The organism is Methylobacterium sp. Ger2507 (assembly GCF_055231875.1).
Map to the genome: position 1 here is coordinate 1,205,418 of NZ_JBUYVC010000001.1, position 14,587 is coordinate 1,220,004.

General features: G+C 65.9%; 16 protein-coding genes, 2 tRNA genes and 2 pseudogenes. 8 read left to right on the plus strand and 12 right to left on the minus strand.

What is annotated here, in order from left to right; genetic code table 11:
• From ACV7NL_RS05570 to ACV7NL_RS05580, 3 genes are all read right to left on the minus strand, one after another.
• Window positions 1-855, minus strand: a complete 855-nt coding sequence (locus ACV7NL_RS05570; protein ID WP_082503692.1) for a branched-chain amino acid ABC transporter permease — start codon at window positions 853-855, stop codon at window positions 1-3.
• 226 nt (window positions 856-1,081) lie between these two features.
• Window positions 1,082-2,299 (minus strand): ABC transporter substrate-binding protein, encoded by a 1,218-nt coding sequence (locus tag ACV7NL_RS05575; RefSeq protein ID WP_463355144.1) that lies wholly within the window; start codon window positions 2,297-2,299, stop codon window positions 1,082-1,084.
• A 272-nt stretch (window positions 2,300-2,571) separates the two neighbouring features.
• The gene (locus tag ACV7NL_RS05580; protein WP_463355145.1) at window positions 2,572-2,814 is read right to left on the minus strand and encodes a DUF2171 domain-containing protein; all 243 of its coding nucleotides are present in this window, start codon (window positions 2,812-2,814) and stop codon (window positions 2,572-2,574) included.
• Window positions 2,815-2,999: 185 nt separating this feature from the next.
• Between ACV7NL_RS05580 and ACV7NL_RS05585 the strand changes: the two genes are divergently transcribed.
• The gene (locus ACV7NL_RS05585; RefSeq protein ID WP_056184651.1) at window positions 3,000-3,302 is read left to right on the plus strand and encodes a hypothetical protein; all 303 of its coding nucleotides are present in this window, start codon (window positions 3,000-3,002) and stop codon (window positions 3,300-3,302) included.
• Between the two features lie 2 nt (window positions 3,303-3,304).
• Here ACV7NL_RS05585 and ACV7NL_RS05590 read toward each other — a convergent pair whose 3' ends face one another.
• Entirely contained in the window at window positions 3,305-3,676 is a 372-nt protein-coding gene (locus ACV7NL_RS05590) for a TonB family protein (protein ID WP_463355146.1), read from the minus strand.
• Between the two features lie 360 nt (window positions 3,677-4,036).
• Between ACV7NL_RS05590 and msrA the strand changes: the two genes are divergently transcribed.
• Entirely contained in the window at window positions 4,037-4,555 is a 519-nt protein-coding gene (msrA, locus tag ACV7NL_RS05595) for a peptide-methionine (S)-S-oxide reductase MsrA (protein ID WP_056184647.1), read from the plus strand.
• A gap of 448 nt (window positions 4,556-5,003) precedes the next feature.
• Window positions 5,004-6,956: a family 16 glycosylhydrolase gene (locus ACV7NL_RS05600; protein ID WP_463355147.1), complete on the plus strand. Its 1,953-nt coding sequence runs from the start codon at window positions 5,004-5,006 to the stop codon at window positions 6,954-6,956.
• 181 nt (window positions 6,957-7,137) lie between these two features.
• Here the strand turns inward: ACV7NL_RS05600 and ACV7NL_RS05605 are convergent, their stop codons facing one another.
• A complete protein-coding gene (locus ACV7NL_RS05605) occupies window positions 7,138-7,473 on the minus strand; it encodes a hypothetical protein (RefSeq protein WP_463355148.1) in 336 nt (111 codons plus the stop codon).
• Window positions 7,474-8,112: 639 nt separating this feature from the next.
• On the opposite strand from ACV7NL_RS05605, the gene ACV7NL_RS05610 reads away from it, so the two are divergent.
• Complete coding sequence (locus ACV7NL_RS05610) at window positions 8,113-8,487, plus strand: hypothetical protein (protein WP_082507950.1); 375 nt, start codon at window positions 8,113-8,115, stop codon at window positions 8,485-8,487.
• Between the two features lie 414 nt (window positions 8,488-8,901).
• Here ACV7NL_RS05610 and ACV7NL_RS05615 read toward each other — a convergent pair whose 3' ends face one another.
• The 7 genes from ACV7NL_RS05615 to ACV7NL_RS05645 form a co-directional block, all read right to left on the minus strand.
• Window positions 8,902-9,132 carry a hypothetical protein gene (locus ACV7NL_RS05615; RefSeq protein ID WP_056185545.1) on the minus strand — a complete coding sequence of 77 codons (231 nt, stop codon included), beginning with the start codon at window positions 9,130-9,132 and terminating at the stop codon, window positions 8,902-8,904.
• A 74-nt stretch (window positions 9,133-9,206) separates the two neighbouring features.
• Window positions 9,207-9,929 carry a sugar transferase gene (locus ACV7NL_RS05620; protein ID WP_463355149.1) on the minus strand — a complete coding sequence of 241 codons (723 nt, stop codon included), beginning with the start codon at window positions 9,927-9,929 and terminating at the stop codon, window positions 9,207-9,209.
• Window positions 9,930-10,241: 312 nt separating this feature from the next.
• The gene (locus ACV7NL_RS05625; RefSeq protein WP_463355150.1) at window positions 10,242-10,640 is read right to left on the minus strand and encodes a hypothetical protein; all 399 of its coding nucleotides are present in this window, start codon (window positions 10,638-10,640) and stop codon (window positions 10,242-10,244) included.
• Window positions 10,637-10,915: a hypothetical protein gene (locus tag ACV7NL_RS05630; protein WP_156375966.1), complete on the minus strand. Its 279-nt coding sequence runs from the start codon at window positions 10,913-10,915 to the stop codon at window positions 10,637-10,639. Before ACV7NL_RS05630 ends, ACV7NL_RS05625 begins: the two co-directional genes overlap by 4 nt.
• Before the next feature lie 252 nt (window positions 10,916-11,167).
• Window positions 11,168-11,242, minus strand: a tRNA-Thr gene (locus ACV7NL_RS05635).
• Between the two features lie 147 nt (window positions 11,243-11,389).
• The gene (locus ACV7NL_RS05640) at window positions 11,390-11,848 is read right to left on the minus strand and encodes an NUDIX hydrolase (RefSeq protein ID WP_056185555.1); all 459 of its coding nucleotides are present in this window, start codon (window positions 11,846-11,848) and stop codon (window positions 11,390-11,392) included.
• 326 nt (window positions 11,849-12,174) lie between these two features.
• Window positions 12,175-12,639 (minus strand): MarR family winged helix-turn-helix transcriptional regulator, encoded by a 465-nt coding sequence (locus ACV7NL_RS05645; RefSeq protein ID WP_200935818.1) that lies wholly within the window; start codon window positions 12,637-12,639, stop codon window positions 12,175-12,177.
• Window positions 12,640-13,153: 514 nt separating this feature from the next.
• On the opposite strand from ACV7NL_RS05645, the gene ACV7NL_RS05650 reads away from it, so the two are divergent.
• The 4 genes and pseudogenes from ACV7NL_RS05650 to ACV7NL_RS05665 all read left to right on the plus strand — a co-directional run.
• Window positions 13,154-13,243: transfer RNA gene (locus ACV7NL_RS05650), tRNA-Ser, on the plus strand.
• A 318-nt stretch (window positions 13,244-13,561) separates the two neighbouring features.
• Window positions 13,562-14,029, plus strand: coding sequence for a hypothetical protein (locus tag ACV7NL_RS05655; RefSeq protein WP_463355151.1), 468 nt, complete (start codon window positions 13,562-13,564; stop codon window positions 14,027-14,029).
• A gap of 78 nt (window positions 14,030-14,107) precedes the next feature.
• Window positions 14,108-14,224: pseudogene (locus tag ACV7NL_RS05660) on the plus strand (site-specific integrase); the annotation flags it as partial.
• Window positions 14,225-14,286: 62 nt separating this feature from the next.
• A pseudogene (locus ACV7NL_RS05665) lies at window positions 14,287-14,574 on the plus strand (transposase); the annotation flags it as partial.
• Window positions 14,575-14,587: the final 13 nt, after the last annotated feature.

The window sequence follows — 14,587 nt, forward strand, 5'->3', positions numbered from 1 at the left end:
TCAGGCCCGGCCGAACAGGCCGCGCGGCATCGCCATGATGATGCCGGCCATGCCGAGATAGATGACGAGGCGCGCCCCCTCCGGCCACAGGGTGGCCATCAGGCTCTGGGCGACGCCGACCAGGATGCCGGCGGCCAGCGCTCCGGCGTAGCTGCCCATGCCGCCGATCACCACCACCACGAAAGCGATGCCCAGCGCCTCGACGCCCATGAAGGGCTCGACGCCCCGAATGGGGGCCGCCAGCGCCCCGGCCAGCCCCGCGAGCCCGGCACCGAGGGCGAAGACCGCCGTGTTGATGCGCAGGGTGTCGTAGCCGAGCAGCGCCATGTTCGACGGGGATTCCGACCCGGCCCGCACGATGGCGCCGAGGCGTGTCCGGTCGAGGAGCCACCACAGGCCCGCGGCCAGGATCGCCGTGAAGCCGATCACGAACAGCCGGTACTCGGGATAGACGAAGTCGCCGAGGATCATCACGCCGCTCAGTTCCTCCGGCGGGGCGACGTTGCCGCCGAGCGGTCCCCAGAGGATGATGACGAGTTCCTGCACCACCAGGGCGAGGCCGACGGTGACGAGGATGTGGAAGGTGTGGGGCAGCTTGTAGACCCGGCGCAGGAGCAGCCGCTCGGTCAAGCCTGCCAGCACCGCCACGACGAGGGCGGCGAGCGGCATCGCCACCCAGAAGCTCAGGCCGCGCTCGACGCCCTCGTAAGCGAGGTAGGCGCCGAGCAGATAGAACGCCCCATGGGCGAAGTTCACGAATTGCAGCAGCCCGAAGATGATGCTCAGGCCCACCGCCAGCAGGAAGTAGAGCATCCCGAGGCCGAGACCGTTCAGGATCTGGAACAGGTAGGTCACGGGGTCTCCGGGTGTACGTCAAGTCTTGGTTCGAGAGCGACGCCGATCGGCGCGCCATCGCGTCATTCCGGGGCCGCGAAGCGGAGCCCGGAATCCAGAAACACAGGTGGCGTCTTGCTTGGCTCCGTCAGCGGCTCTGGATTCCGGGCTCGCCTGCGGCGCCCCGGAATGACGCAGCGCTTGACCGACAACCGGTTTGGTGAGGAACCTTGGTTTCAGGTCGCCCTCACGCCATCTTGCAGCCGGCCGCCTCGGGCGAGAGGAACGACTTGCCGGACTGGATGACCTCGGCGAAATCGTCCTTGTCCTTCATGGCGGACTTCGCCTTGCCCTTGAGCAGGTAGTAATCCTTGATGACCTGGTGATCGGCGGCGCGGATTTCTTCCTCGCCGGTGAGGCCGGCATAGCGCAGTCCTTCGAGCGCCTTGATCACCGCGGGGCCATCGGCGCTGCCGGCCTTGGTGGCGGCGTCGAGCAGCAGCTTGGTGATCTGGTAGGAGCCGGCGAAAGAGTAGTTCGGCGTCATCTTGGCGGTCTCGCGGACCTTGGCGACCAGGGCCTTGTTCAGGGGCGAGTCGATGCCGTGCCAGTACTGCGCGCCGAAATAGACGCCCTCGCACAGGTCGGCGCCCAAGGCCTCGAACTGCTCCAGGCCCGAGGCCCAGGCGAGCACGATGGTCATGCGCTTCTTGAGGCCGAAACTGACCGCCTGGCGCAGCGCGTCCGAGGATTGCGAGCCGAAGTTGAGGAGCAGCAGGACGTCGGGTTTCGCCGCGATGGCGTTGGTCAGGTAGCCGCTGAATTCCTTCTCGGCCAGCGAGTGGTAGCTGTTGCCGACATGCTCGATGCCCTTCTCCTGGAACACCGCCTTGGCGGCGCTGAGCAGGCCTTCGCCGAACACGTATTGCGGGGTGATCGTGTACCAGCGCTTGGCCTGGGGCATCTGCGCGATCAGGGGCCGGACGGTCTGCGCGATGGCGCCGAAGGTCGGTACCGTCCAGCGGAAGGTGCCGCGGTTGCAGTCGGAGCCGGTGATCTCGTCGGCGCCCGCCGTGGTGATGAAGACGGCGTCGGACTTCGCCGCCTCCTTGCCCATCACCAGGGCCTCGGAGGACAGGATGCCGCCGGCGAAGAGTCGCGTGCCCTGGGCCATCGCCTCCTGCATCTTGCGGGCGGCCGGGGCCGGCTTACCCTCGGTGTCGATGTCGGCGATCGTGACGGTGCGGCCCAGCACCGAGCCGGCTTCCTTCGCGGCGAAGGCGGCGCCCAGCGACGCGTACTTGCCGTTGGCCGCGAAGGCGCCCGAGATCGGCAGGGGCGCGCCGACGACCAGGGACCCCTCGGCGGCCCGGGCGCTGCGCAGGAAACCCGAGATCGGCACTCCGGAGGCCGCCAGGGTCGCCGCCGTCAGCGAGGTTTTCAGAAACGCGCGACGATCCCGCATGACACCGCTCCTCGAGGGCCGAGCCGACCGAACTATCCAAACTATACGCATAGAATATCGGCGGGCGCAGGCCGTCAAGGGGCGGATTTATGGTGCGCTGCACTTGTGCAGATGGCCGGCATACGCTCAGATCTTAGGCGCCCGGTGCCCAAATCGGCGGCGGATATCTTGCGGCGCAGCAGAGATCGGCGGTGATGACGTGTTGGTGCGGGCGCATCGAAGCGCTCTTCGACGGGCTGTCGGTTCCGGCGGGGGATGTCGGAATGGCCGCCTCACACGGCGCTGGCATCCTCCCAGTAGCCGCGGACGTCCGCCGCCGTGGCGGTGAGGTGGACCTGCTCGTCGACCCGCTCGACCCAGGACAGCGGCAGGAGATGGTGCCGGCCATGCGCGACCGGATCGGTCCGAGTCAGCTTGATCAGGGTGTCGCCGTCCAGGTGATCGACCGTGCCGACATGCAGCCCGTCGGACGATCTCACTTCCATCTGCGCCTTGATGTCCGAGGGCTCTGCCATGTCGGCCTTTCCGTGGTGGGGGTTCACCGTCGTCAACAAGCCGGGTCGGCCAAGGTTCAGAGCGGTGTGGGCCGCAACGGTCACCGACCGACCCCTGATCGGAGCCGGGGCGCAACAAACGTGAGTGCGGGCCGCCGGACGATGCCCGAAGGTGGCTCCTTCGCAGGAGGCTCTGGGGGCGGCGGATGACGGCGGCGTGGGACGAGGGGCTCGGCGCGGTGGAGCGGATCATCGCCACGGCCGAGGCACGGCGGATCGAGCAGATGCTCCGCATCGCCGTCCACCTCGCCGAAGATCGGGACGCCGCCGAGGCCGAGGCGGAGCTTGGCCGCACCGAGCGCCTGCTGAAGATCATGCGAGGCCAGCGCACCCTGCTGATCGGCGCGCGGGCGCGCCGGCCGGCCGACGACGGGACCATTCGAGACGCGACCATTCCGGATGCGCTTCGTCCGCCCGATCCGATGCGGGGCAGCCCGACGCCGCCCTGATCTCAGCGGCCCAGCCGCACCGGAAAGCTCAGATCCGTCGTGCCCGCCCGGGTCAGCAAAGGGGCGGGCGGCGGGCGAAACGGGCCGGCCGCCCGGATCAGGGCCGTCGCCCGCTCATCGAGATCCGCCGAACCGGAGCTGCGCTCGACCGCGACGCGGTTCACGAAGCCGTCCGCCGCCACCTGGACCCGGACGGTCACGGTGCGGCCCCGGCCCGGGAAGGCCTGCTTCTGGACGGCCCCGTCGATGATATCGATGACCTCCGAGACCCAGGCGCGCACCACCGCGCCGGTCCGGTCGCGGGCCTGGCTCGCGCCCGTGCCGAGGAGAAGGAGGGCGAGGCCGAGCCCGCGGGCCCTGTCGGCCGCTCTCATCGGCGGTGCCCCACGACGTCGAGACGCGCGGCTCCCGGCCCGTTCCGGGGCAGACGCGAGTCCGCCGGCCTGAGAGATCCCGTCGGGTCGGAAGAGCCGGTCATGTAAGCACCGAACATGCGAACGGCGCAGGGCCTGCGAGGGCCGCTGCGCCGCTGGTTTCGGCCGCCGAGGGGGCGATGACGGCCACCCCCGTGATGCACCCGGACCATCCGCGCCGATGTGCGGCGCGGCACAGGCCCGGCGAAGACGTGCCGGAAACGCCGCGCCTCGGGGGCTGACGGTGTGGCGGCAAAAGCCGGCGCGCCTCCCTATCTAAGGCAAAGCCCGATGACGCTTTCATCGCAGAGAGGTTGAACCATGAGCCACGAACGCGCGATCCTGGCAGGCGGCTGCTTCTGGGGCATGCAGGACCTGATCCGGCGCCAGGAGGGCGTGATCTCCACGCGGGTCGGCTACACCGGCGGCGACGTCCCGAACGCGACCTACCGCGACCACGGCACCCATGCCGAGGCCATCGAGATCGTCTACGACCCGAGCCGGACGAGCTTCCGCCGCATGCTGGAGTTCTTCTTCCAGATCCATGATCCGACCACGCCCAACCGTCAGGGCAACGACCGGGGCCTGAGCTACCGCTCGGCGATCTTCACCACCGACGAGACGCAGCGGCAGATCGCCGAGGACACCATCGCGGACGTGAACGCCTCCGGCCTGTGGCCCGGCAAGGTGGTCACCGAGGTAACGCCGGCGGGTCCGTTCTGGGAGGCCGAGCCCGAGCACCAGGATTATCTCGAGCGGCGTCCCGACGGCTACACCTGCCACTTCATCCGCCCGAACTGGACTTTGCCGGCTCGGGCCTCCACTCCGCAACTGTCCTGAGACGTGAAGGGCGCCCCGCATCCCGGTGCGGGGCGCACCACGACGTGGGGCCGCCCCCCCCTTTCCCAAGTCGCTGACGCAGGTCCCTGATTCACGTCTCTGATCGGTGATGCAGAAGGTGGAGCTGCCGGACAGGATCGAACCGTCGACCTCCACATCCGCGCCGGCCTTCGAAACCGCAACCGATCCAATCCGGTCGGACCCCGCTTCCGGTCGGCACGACATGCATCCGTGTCGATCCCCGGCAACATCCTTTCTGCTCGACACGCGCTGCAAAAGGATAAGTTGTCGCGCCGACGCAATTTGGTTGCGGGATTTTATAGTTAATTCCGAGCATTTCTCGGCTAAGTAACGATCAATTCACAGAGTTGAATTGAAGTCACGTCCTTCATCAAGGGCGAGCTCGATGCCTGCAACATACCTCAACGCCGCCGGGGCGCTGCTCTCGGTGGGCGAAACCTATGGTCGTGGTTCCGTCGGAACTGCCAAATCAACCCTTTCAGGGACGACCGGCAACGACGGCCTTCGCACCGGAGGCAATAGCACGCTCACGGGCGGGTTGGGAGATGATACCTATTTCGTTTACACCCAAAATGACGTCGTCGTAGAGAACGACCGGGAAGGCATCGACACGGTCGTGTCGACGTCGAAATACTACACACTTCCGAATGGTACCGAGAATCTCACGCTGGCCGGCAATAATTCAAGCGGTGCCGGCAATCACGTCGACAACATCATCAGCGCGCCTGGCACCGGAAGCCACACGTTGAACGGCGGCGCCGGCAACGACGTTCTGATCGGTGGCAGCGGCGTAGACACCTTCATCGTCACGAAAGGCGAAGGGTCCGATGTCGTGATCGGGTTCGATGCGGCCAAGGACTTTCTACAACTGCAATCCTATTCCAGCCTGACAAGCTTTGCCAAGGTCAAGTCGGTGATGTCTCAGGTCGGGGCGGATACGGTCATCAGGCTTGAGACAGGCGAAACGCTGACCCTGCGCGATCACAAGGTCGAAGATCTGTCCGCGGCGAATTTCCGCCTGCCCGTCGATATGTCGAAGTATCAGCTGACCTTCTCGGACGAGTTCAACACCTTTTCGGGATCCGCAACCGGATTCGCGACGACGTGGCAGACGAAGTATCCGCAGGCCGGACTCCGCACCCTGCCCAACAACAAGGAAGATGAATACTATTCCGACAGCTCGGTCGGGGTGAACCCCTTCAGCGTCAAGGACGGCGTCCTCGATATCACTGCCGCGCGCGCGACCCAGGGCGTCGAAACCCCGCTCGGCTCGGGACTGGATTGGACTTCCGGCGTCATCACCACCTACAAGTCCTTCTCCCAGCTGTATGGCTACTTCGAAATTCGCGCCCAGCTTCCCGCCGGCAAGGGCTTCTGGCCGGCCTTCTGGCTCCTGCCGGCCGATCTGTCCTGGCCGCCCGAACTCGACGTGTTCGAGGTGCTCGGCGACGAGCCCGGAACGATCTACGCCAGCACCCATTCCAAAGTCGGCGGTCCCAATGTGACCGAGACCCAGACCGTCTTCGGAATCGACACTTCGAAGGGGTTCCATACCTACGGCGTCGACTGGCAGGCGGATACGATCACCTACTACGTCGACAACAACGCCGTCGCCCGGCTTGCGACGCCGAGCGACATGAACAAGCCGATGTACATGCTGCTGAATCTCGCCGTCGGCGATGCAGGCTCGTGGCCCGGGGCCACGGACGCCACCACGCCTGCCGAAGGCCACATGCTCATCGATTATGTGCGAGCCTACGCGCGGAATCCGGGCGTCGTCGCGGACGTCCAGGATGCGTCTCCGGTGCCGGGGGGGCACGATCCTGCAGGATCCAACGCATCGGTGCAGGCGGCAACGCCGTCACAAGGCCTTGCTTCGACGTCTGGGGTCCCTACTGCGGAGGGGAGCCACGTCACGGCCGTTTATCGGTTCTTCGATACCCGCACGGGTGATCACTTCTACACGAACAGTACTGCTGAGAAGGCGCAGATCCTCCAGACCTTGCCGTGGTTCACCTACGAGGGAACCCCGTGGGCGACCCCGACCCCGGGGGCCGACACCATCGACGTGTTCCGGTTCTTCGACACCGGCACGAACGCGCATTTCTTCACGACCAGCGTCGGCGAGCGCGACCAGATCATCAAGACCGCGCCGTCCTACAAATACGAGGGCGTCGCGTTCGAGGCTTATGCCGATGCCAGCGCGCCCGGCACCGTGACGCTGGAGCGGTTCTTCAACACCAAGACCGGCCAGCATCACTTCGCCGGCAATGCCGAGGAAACCGCCGGCATCAACCAGGGCGCTGCCGGTCCGGGTTGGATCGACGAAGGCAAGGGCTTCACCGTACACGCGCCCGGCGACGGCATGCTGTTCGCCTGAAGGCCTTGGCTCCGGCGTCGACCTGGAACATCCAAGGAGCGGAGCTGGCCTGACGGGGAGGCTGGCCGGGTCGACGAAATTTGAGATGCGCAGCCCGCGTCGCGCCACACGCAGGTCGACGGATTGGCGACGGCGACCGCCTGATCACCGCGTCTCCGAGCGCCGGGGGACTTGTGGCGGCTCAGTTGGCAGGAGCCTGCGCCGGATCATCGACAATCCGTCCCTCAGGCAGCGCGGTCGCTTCGACGCGTCGCGGACGAGCCTTCATCTCCCGAAAGGAGGGCGAGCAGCCGACACAAATCGAGGCGATCGCTTGCTGCGCGCTCCGAGCGACGCGCCCGTCGAAGGCGTCCATCAGCGCGGTCGCCTTGGCGTTCGCCGCCTCCAAGGCTCCTCTGGTCTGAGGCACGGCCGCACCGCCCCGGTCGCCCTCGACGGCAAGCGGCGGCAATCTGACGAACATCGGTTTCGGCAACGGCTCTGACAGCGACGGAGTGATCGACGAGATCAGCGCCACGAGACAGAGGGGTGCTCGGAGCATGGCATCAATCCCCAAGATGGTGCCGCACTCTCAGGGATCTTGCTTTCGCGAAGCTTGTGGCTCCGCTCTGCTGAAGGGGGCGTCGGTTGCGTCGCCGTCCGAAGGTCCGGAGCGGTCGAGTGCCGGTCGGCCGCCCCGGCGCGACACGACGTCGGTCGTGTCCACGAGGCGCATGCGTGTTTCGACGATTCCGGACACGCGCCCGGCGCCAAGCACCAGACCACCGCAGAAATCGGACCGGATAGGTGCGGGGGAGAGGGCTGGGGCCGCCGGGACTCGATCTGCCGCGACGACGGACGGCGCAAATCCGGTCGGCACACGGCTACGACCCGGCCGTCGCGGTTGGTGTCGCCCGGATCGCAGGTAACCCCGGATCGCAGGTGACCCCGGATCGCAGGTGACCCCGGATTGCAGGTGACAAGGTGACGATCCGGAGCTCACCCGCGAGGGCAGAGCTATTCGCCGCCTCGGACAGCAAGGGCTCCCATGCGTCTCCTCAGCCTTCCGGGGGGCACCGGGCGCCATCATCCTCGCTCGCCCGCCCAGGACATTCCGAGGCAGGTTTTGCATGGGGTCGCTTGTCGCCTCCGAACCGCCTGCGCTATGACTTCGGCCATGAAGATCTCGCGCCTCATCCAAAAGCTGGCCTCCAACACCTCTGAAGGCCGGATGCCGGGTTTCGATGAGGTCTACTACCGATACTGGTATCGCGATGTCGCGCAGTTCCCCGGAACGCCTCTGCAGCATTACCTACAGCACGGATGGAAGGAAGGCCGCGACCCCAGCGCCGGCTTCAGCGGTGACGGCTATCTGACGGCCAATCCGGATGTCAAAGCCAACGGCTTCAATCCGCTCGCTCACTTCTTGGAGTTCGGTTTGGCAGAGGGGCGGATCGGTTGGCAGAAAGACCCGGCATCGCCTGCACCACCCGGACGATTCATCGCGAACACTGAAGCGCCGAAGCTTTTGGCTCCTCCGCAGAAGCGTTGACCGTTGCCCGCCCGGCTTCTGCGCCTTCGCTAGAGTTCGTCAGGGCCCAGCGGAAACCGGTTCTCCCGACCAGACAAACGAAAGCAAAAGACTCTCGCGCAGCCCCTCCCTGGTCAGCCCCGATGGAATCCCCAGCGCGGGGCTTGTCCCGTTTTCGCTCTGCTCGCGAGGGGCGATCCCTGGTTCAAGATCCGTCAGCCGTGCTTGCGCGACGGGGTTCGCGTCTTCTCCTCGAACGATACGCTCTATGGCGACCTCGGCGCCTGCACGAAGGCGGTCAACCGCGACTTCGCGCCGTCCGTGTTCGGGAGGCGCAGCCCGCGGCACAGGACGCCGTTGGCCGAGCGACCGACGGCGCATGCCTGTGCCTGAGGGACTGCTCGGCGGATCTCAAGGCCGTGTTCGGGTGAGGTTTTAGTTTTTGCGACCCAGTGGACGCAGCAACGCCCCGAGCATGAAGGCCAGCTGGGCGCAGATCATGAGTGCGGCGGCACGTCTGAAGCCCCCATCAAGGCTTAGACCGTAGAAATAGGCGCTGTAGGCAATCTCAAGAGCGACGACGGGGATGAATATGATGGCTTGCCAGATCGTGCCAAGCCGCCCCAATCCAAGACCAAGCAGCACGTTCAGTAAGATGGCCTTCACTGGGTTTCTCCACCGGCCCAGCGTCAGGCCGGTGTGCTCCGTGATCTTGATCGTTCACCGGAGCACGGGAATGGTCAGCGGCTCCCGCGCTGCGCGAGTACGGCTGGAACCGTGCGCAGCATGATGGCGACGTCGCGCGCGAAGCTCCAGCGGGTGGCGTAGTCGAGGTCCAACGCGACCCGCTCCGCATAGGTGCAATTGCTGCGCCCTGACACCTGCCAGAGCCCGGTCACGCCGGGCGTAACCGAGAAGCAGGTCTCGAACGCCGTGCCGTAGCGCTCCAACTCGGCGGTTACGATCGGACGCGGGCCAACCAGGCTCATTTCTCCGCGGAGGACGTTGATGAGCTGGGGCAGTTCGTCGAGGCTGGTCTTGCGCAGCACCGCGCCCAGAGGCGTCACCCGGGGGTCGTTGGTCAGCTTGTGGGTCTCGTCCCACTCGCGCTGTGCCGCGGGATTGACGGCCAGATAAGCGCGCAGCACGTCATCGCCGTTGGTGACCATCGAGCGAAACTTGAGGCAGCCGAAGCGACGGCCTCCCTGTCCGATGCGCATATGCCGAAAGATCGGGCTCTTGCGATCCGCGGACCAGACGAGCGCCCCAATGAGAAAAAGCAGCGGCAGGAGGAGGACGAATGCCGTGCCCGCGATGGTGATGTCGAGGGTACGCTTGGCCAAACGCTCCAAGCGGCGAGTCTCTCCGACAGGCGTATCACGTGTAAGGACCGCTACGTTCAACTGCTCGTTCCGATGCTGAGAGGCAAAATGAGGGGTGAGAGCATTTTCGTTTCGCAGCATGGTCTCAGACCCTCTCACAGGCTGGGGGGAAGCTGGTTAACAATTTCTTGCTGCACTGCACCTAACGCATAAAAAGGCCGCTCGCAAGGTGATGCCTTGCGAGACGCAATTGTCATCGATTCTCATAAAGTAGAAACAATAAAAGTACGCAGCTTCGTGGAACCGTCTGCTCAGCAACGGAGTTCACGAGGCCCGTACTCTGAGCAAAGATCGCTCGATCGGTGCCGAACTGCTCTCTCATCGGGCTGAAGGAGCGGGATTTTTCGACTTTAGAGATGCATCTGATGCATGCCAGCTCAGTGTTGGCCGTGATCAGGCGCCCCGCTCCCGTGCACGGTTGATCACCCGGAGACGCAGCGGGCGGCCTGCGACGGCACCGCCGAGGCCGTCCGTGATCGCGAGCGGGAAGCAGCCGGCAATGCCCTTGAGCGCTTCGGAGAGGAACTCCTTTTGCGCAGCGACATCCCCTTTCAGGTTCGCGTGAGTAATCCGCGGCTGCCCCTGCAGGCTCCCGTCCCGCTTGATGCTGAACAGGACCGTGACTTCCGAGCCGGCCGACCCCGCAGGGCCGCCCACCGATTGCGCACAGGAGCCGAGCCGCTGCCACAGCCCATCCAGGGTCGAGGCCGGCTCAGCGCGGGCATCGGCGGTGGCCGCGACGATCAGCGTTGTGGCGAGGGCAAGCAAGCGCATGACGGTGGCGCCGATCACCGAGGCTGCGGCTTCGAGGGCTCGGCGCCGCGAAGGGCCTCGCCGAGATCGCTGTCTTCGCTGTCGTCATCGGGTTCCTCGGTCGAGTACCCGTCCTTGTCGGGCGCCGACAGCTCCCGCTGCCCCCGCGGCTTCGCCTCCAGATCGAGATCCCGCTCGCGCTTCGTGCGCGGCGCCTCGCGCGGGCTGTCAGACCCAGGCTGAAGGCTCTGCGCATCGGCAGGCGCCGCCATGAAGAGGCCGATGGCTGCCAACGAGAGGACGGCGCGGTTCATCGGTTTGCTCCAGGACCACCGGTTCGCGGCCACATCCGACCCTACACCCTGGCGGGCGCGGCGTCCGCTCCGTCGGCGATTGTCGGCGCGGAAGACCGTTCCGAAGACATCGACGGCAACACCCTGTGCGGCATGCGCCAGTTGATGCAGGCGGATCTCTCGCGCGTTCGGAAGGGCCTTCCCCACGACAGCGAAGGATCGGCCAGCGGCCGGCACCACCGTCCCCAAGGTCTTGCTTCGATAAGGGAAAGGTGGTGCTGCTGGACAGGATTGAACTGTCGACCTCCTCATTACCAATGAGGTGCTCTACCACTGAGCTACAGCAGCGAAACGTCCTGGGTTGCGGCGAAGGCCGTGCGAACCGGACGGACGGGCAATTAGCCGATCATCATGCCCTTGGCAATCGCATCGCGGCGAATCTTGTCGGTTTCTCGCGCGTTCGCATTCGAATCCGCATCCGGCCTTGCGTCGCCGTCAGGCGAGGGCGCCGGTTTCGCGCTTGCAGGCCGCGCGGATGATCGCCGCCAGACCGGCCTCCGCTACGGCCTCGGCCGCCTCGGACGGCGTGAACCAGCGATCCTCGCGCTGGTGCCGCTCGGGCCAGTGCTTGAGCTGCTTGCGGACCTCCAGGGGAAACACCTTCACCTGACACAGAACCGCGTCGCGGCTCTTCAGGCGCTTCTCGTAGAGGTAGAAGCCGAGGGGGCGCTTGCCGATGGTACCGAGGAGGCCGGCCTCCTCGTAGGCCTCGCGCGCGGCGGCATCGTAGGGCTTGCGCCCCTTCATCGGCCAACCCTTCGGGATCACCCAGCGACGGCTCTCGCGGGAGGTGATCAGCATGATCATGTAGCCGCCATCCGGCATCCGCCTGAACGGCAGCGCGCCGACCTGCCGGCGCGGGTCAATGTCCGCGTCTCCCCCATGCACACTCATGGCTGGGAAACGCCGAACGCAACCGCGAGTTCGCCCTTGGTCCGTCGATGCCGGACCGCTCGACCCTGCGTCCCCCAGCGGGCGTGGAGGCGAAGCGCTCGGGCCCGAGGCGGAGCGGTTCGCAAAAATCCGGTTCGCGGAAGCCTCGTGCGCAGAACCGTCGGTTGAGCATTCACGATCGGCAGGGTCCCGCAAAGGTGAGAAGAAGGGCCTGTCCGCAGCGCGCCGCAGCCGGCAGGATGTCCTGCGGCATAGCGGGGTTTCCGGCGACCCGGCAAGAAGAACTTAACCGGCAAAGTTTCGGGTCTGGCCCATGGTGCCGCGCATCACCCGCCGACGCTGAGATTGGCGATGAGCGCGTTGAGGTCGGCGCGCATGGCCTGGACCTCGGGCTCCGACATGTTGAGTTGGCACATCACCGATTCCCGCACGGCTGCGGCTTCGGTGCGCAAGGCCTGGCCGCGCGGCGTCAGGGCGATCTCGACCTCGCGTTCGTCCGAGCGCCGCCGGTTCCGCACCAGGAACCCCGCCGCTTCCAGACGCTTCAGCACCGGAGTCAGCGTGCCGGAATCGAGGCGCAGGCGCCGTCCGATCTCCGAGACGGTGATGCCGTCCGTCTCCCACAACACCAGCAGCACGAGATATTGCGGGTAGGTCAGGCCCATGCGCTCCAGCATCGGCCGGTACGACTTCGTCATCCGGTGGGCGGCCGCGTAGAGGGCATAGCAGAGCTGGTTGTCGAGGAGCAGCGGATCGGTGAGTGGCGCTGTCGTCTCGCGGGGAACGTTCATCATGCACGCCATGCTACCGAAAGTCCCGGCTACCGAAAGTCCCAGTTTCTGAAAGTCCCGGTCATTGGAGGTTCCGACCACCGGGAGTTTCGGGCCTCCAGGCTCGGGTTGGCGAAGCGCCGGAATCCGTCACGGCGACGACCCCGGATCAGAACCATCGCGCGCCCCGGCGAAGAAGCGACGATAGCGGAGCCAGGTCCCTCCAGTATATGGCTGTTTCGCCGCACAGACGAATCCTTTCCCGCATGGCCCTGGAGCCTGCTGGCGGCCGGGGCCGGAGACCGCGGGCGCGTCCCTCCGACCGCATGCTCTCCAGACGGTTGCGCTTCGCCCCGGACGGCGCGCTTCGCCGCGCCGGAGCGGCCCGGGCTCCCCTGTCTCTGCCCGGTCACACCGATCCCCCGCACGCGAAATCCGTCGCGCCGTCTCGCAAAGCGCCGCCGACCCAATCCGCCGCTTGTGAAACCCGAAGCACTCGTGCTAGTCACCCCTCGTCTCATCGAGGCGCCTTCGCGGAGAGGTGGCAGAGCGGTTGAATGCACCGCACTCGAAATGCGGCATGCCTGCAAGGGCATCGGGGGTTCGAATCCCCCCCTCTCCGCCACTTAGATCAGCAATCTCAGCGACTTAAGCAAAATGGCGTCGCGGCTGATGTCTGCGTTTTTCGCTTCGCCCGCTGCCGGTAGACATCGTGCCACGCTCACGGCACGCTGCCGTCAGGCGCGTGGAGAACCATGTGGACGGAACGCAGTCGCTAGCATGCCGCGAGGACGTCCTCGCGCAGTATTGCCCCATCCGGGCTGCGATCCAATCGGTGCTTCGCCAAGCTGTGCGCTGCTGCCGAAAGCCCGACTTCGATCGTGCTGCCAAGCACCTCAACCTCTGGGACCAGAGGCAGCTGGACGATAGCACGGTCCTGGATATGCTGAGCGATATTGCCCTCATGGAGCCGAATCAGCGCGGTAGGCGCGTTTACGACCGTTTCCTCGAGGAGGGGGCCGTCCATCTGGATGACGCCGACCAGGAGATCGCCCGACGGATGGCTCCCGCTTCGTTCTCGATCTTCCAGGTTGCAGGCTGGCACGACGCTGCCGGGGTTTGGCTCGATGACTTACTCGTTGCGGAGCGTCGGCTCTGGCTGGTCGATGAAGGTCTCGAGGCGTCGGCTCCTGAAGGCCTGACCATAGCCATGCGCGTGTTCGATGCCGGCCCGTTCCACGCCGGCTTCGGCATCGTGGTCATACCTGACGCTGACCTCGTAGAGGTCTGCGTTGCGTCTGCGACGAGGGACAATCCACTTCCAGTGCGTCACTCGCTGGCGGCGGCGCTCTATGGCGATGAGATCGCGCTTGCTGCTCTGGATGATCTCGACGACATATCCGACGTTTGACGCGTCGACTGGGATCCTCCTTGGGCCGGCTGTGCCGTTGTCCTACGCCTGACCGACACAACCGTCGTGAGTGCAGCTTTGGCAACGATCCGGAAGCTCAGAGGTAGATGGCAAGCTCAGGTGCGCCGGCTCGGAATGAAGCCGAGAGCGAAGAGCTTCGACACGAAGGGCGAGGCAGAGCGCTGGGCGCGAGACTGATCCTCCCCTGGTTCCACGGACACCTCTGATACGCTCGTGACGGGCGGGGAAGGTGTTTGATGGCGAAGACGAGACGCAAGTTCACCCCCGAATTCAATCGCGAGGCGGTGGTCCGGCTGGAGAGCAGCGGCCGGCCGCAGATGCAGATCGCAGCCGAACTTGGGATCCAACCCTCCATGCTAAGGCAGTGGCGCTCGGCGCCGATGGGAGGCTCCCCACCACCGCGGACCGCAGGATTGCCAGGAATCGCATCCGCGAGCCCGGTGGCTTCCCTCTCCGACCAAGCCGCCAAGATCGCTCGTCTTCGGCGCGAACTCGATCGGACGCGCATGGAGCGCGACGTCCTGAACAACTAGGACG

Excerpts from the sequence above, each read along its gene's own strand:
- ACV7NL_RS05610 (WP_082507950.1), top strand. The coding sequence starts at position 8,113 with ATGAAGATCTCGCGCCTCATCCAAAAGCTGGCCTCCAACACCTCTGAA.
- ACV7NL_RS05585 (WP_056184651.1), top strand. The coding sequence starts at position 3,000 with ATGACGGCGGCGTGGGACGAGGGGCTCGGCGCGGTGGAGCGGATCATC.
- ACV7NL_RS05630 (WP_156375966.1), bottom strand. The coding sequence starts at position 10,915 with ATGAACCGCGCCGTCCTCTCGTTGGCAGCCATCGGCCTCTTCATGGCG.
- ACV7NL_RS05580 (WP_463355145.1), bottom strand. The coding sequence starts at position 2,814 with ATGGCAGAGCCCTCGGACATCAAGGCGCAGATGGAAGTGAGATCGTCC.
- ACV7NL_RS05590 (WP_463355146.1), bottom strand. The coding sequence starts at position 3,676 with ATGAGAGCGGCCGACAGGGCCCGCGGGCTCGGCCTCGCCCTCCTTCTC.
- ACV7NL_RS05655 (WP_463355151.1), top strand. The coding sequence starts at position 13,562 with ATGCTGAGCGATATTGCCCTCATGGAGCCGAATCAGCGCGGTAGGCGC.
- ACV7NL_RS05645 (WP_200935818.1), bottom strand. The coding sequence starts at position 12,639 with ATGAACGTTCCCCGCGAGACGACAGCGCCACTCACCGATCCGCTGCTC.
- msrA (WP_056184647.1), top strand. The coding sequence starts at position 4,037 with ATGAGCCACGAACGCGCGATCCTGGCAGGCGGCTGCTTCTGGGGCATG.
- ACV7NL_RS05640 (WP_056185555.1), bottom strand. The coding sequence starts at position 11,848 with ATGAGTGTGCATGGGGGAGACGCGGACATTGACCCGCGCCGGCAGGTC.
- ACV7NL_RS05620 (WP_463355149.1), bottom strand. The coding sequence starts at position 9,929 with ATGCTGCGAAACGAAAATGCTCTCACCCCTCATTTTGCCTCTCAGCAT.
- ACV7NL_RS05575 (WP_463355144.1), bottom strand. The coding sequence starts at position 2,299 with ATGCGGGATCGTCGCGCGTTTCTGAAAACCTCGCTGACGGCGGCGACC.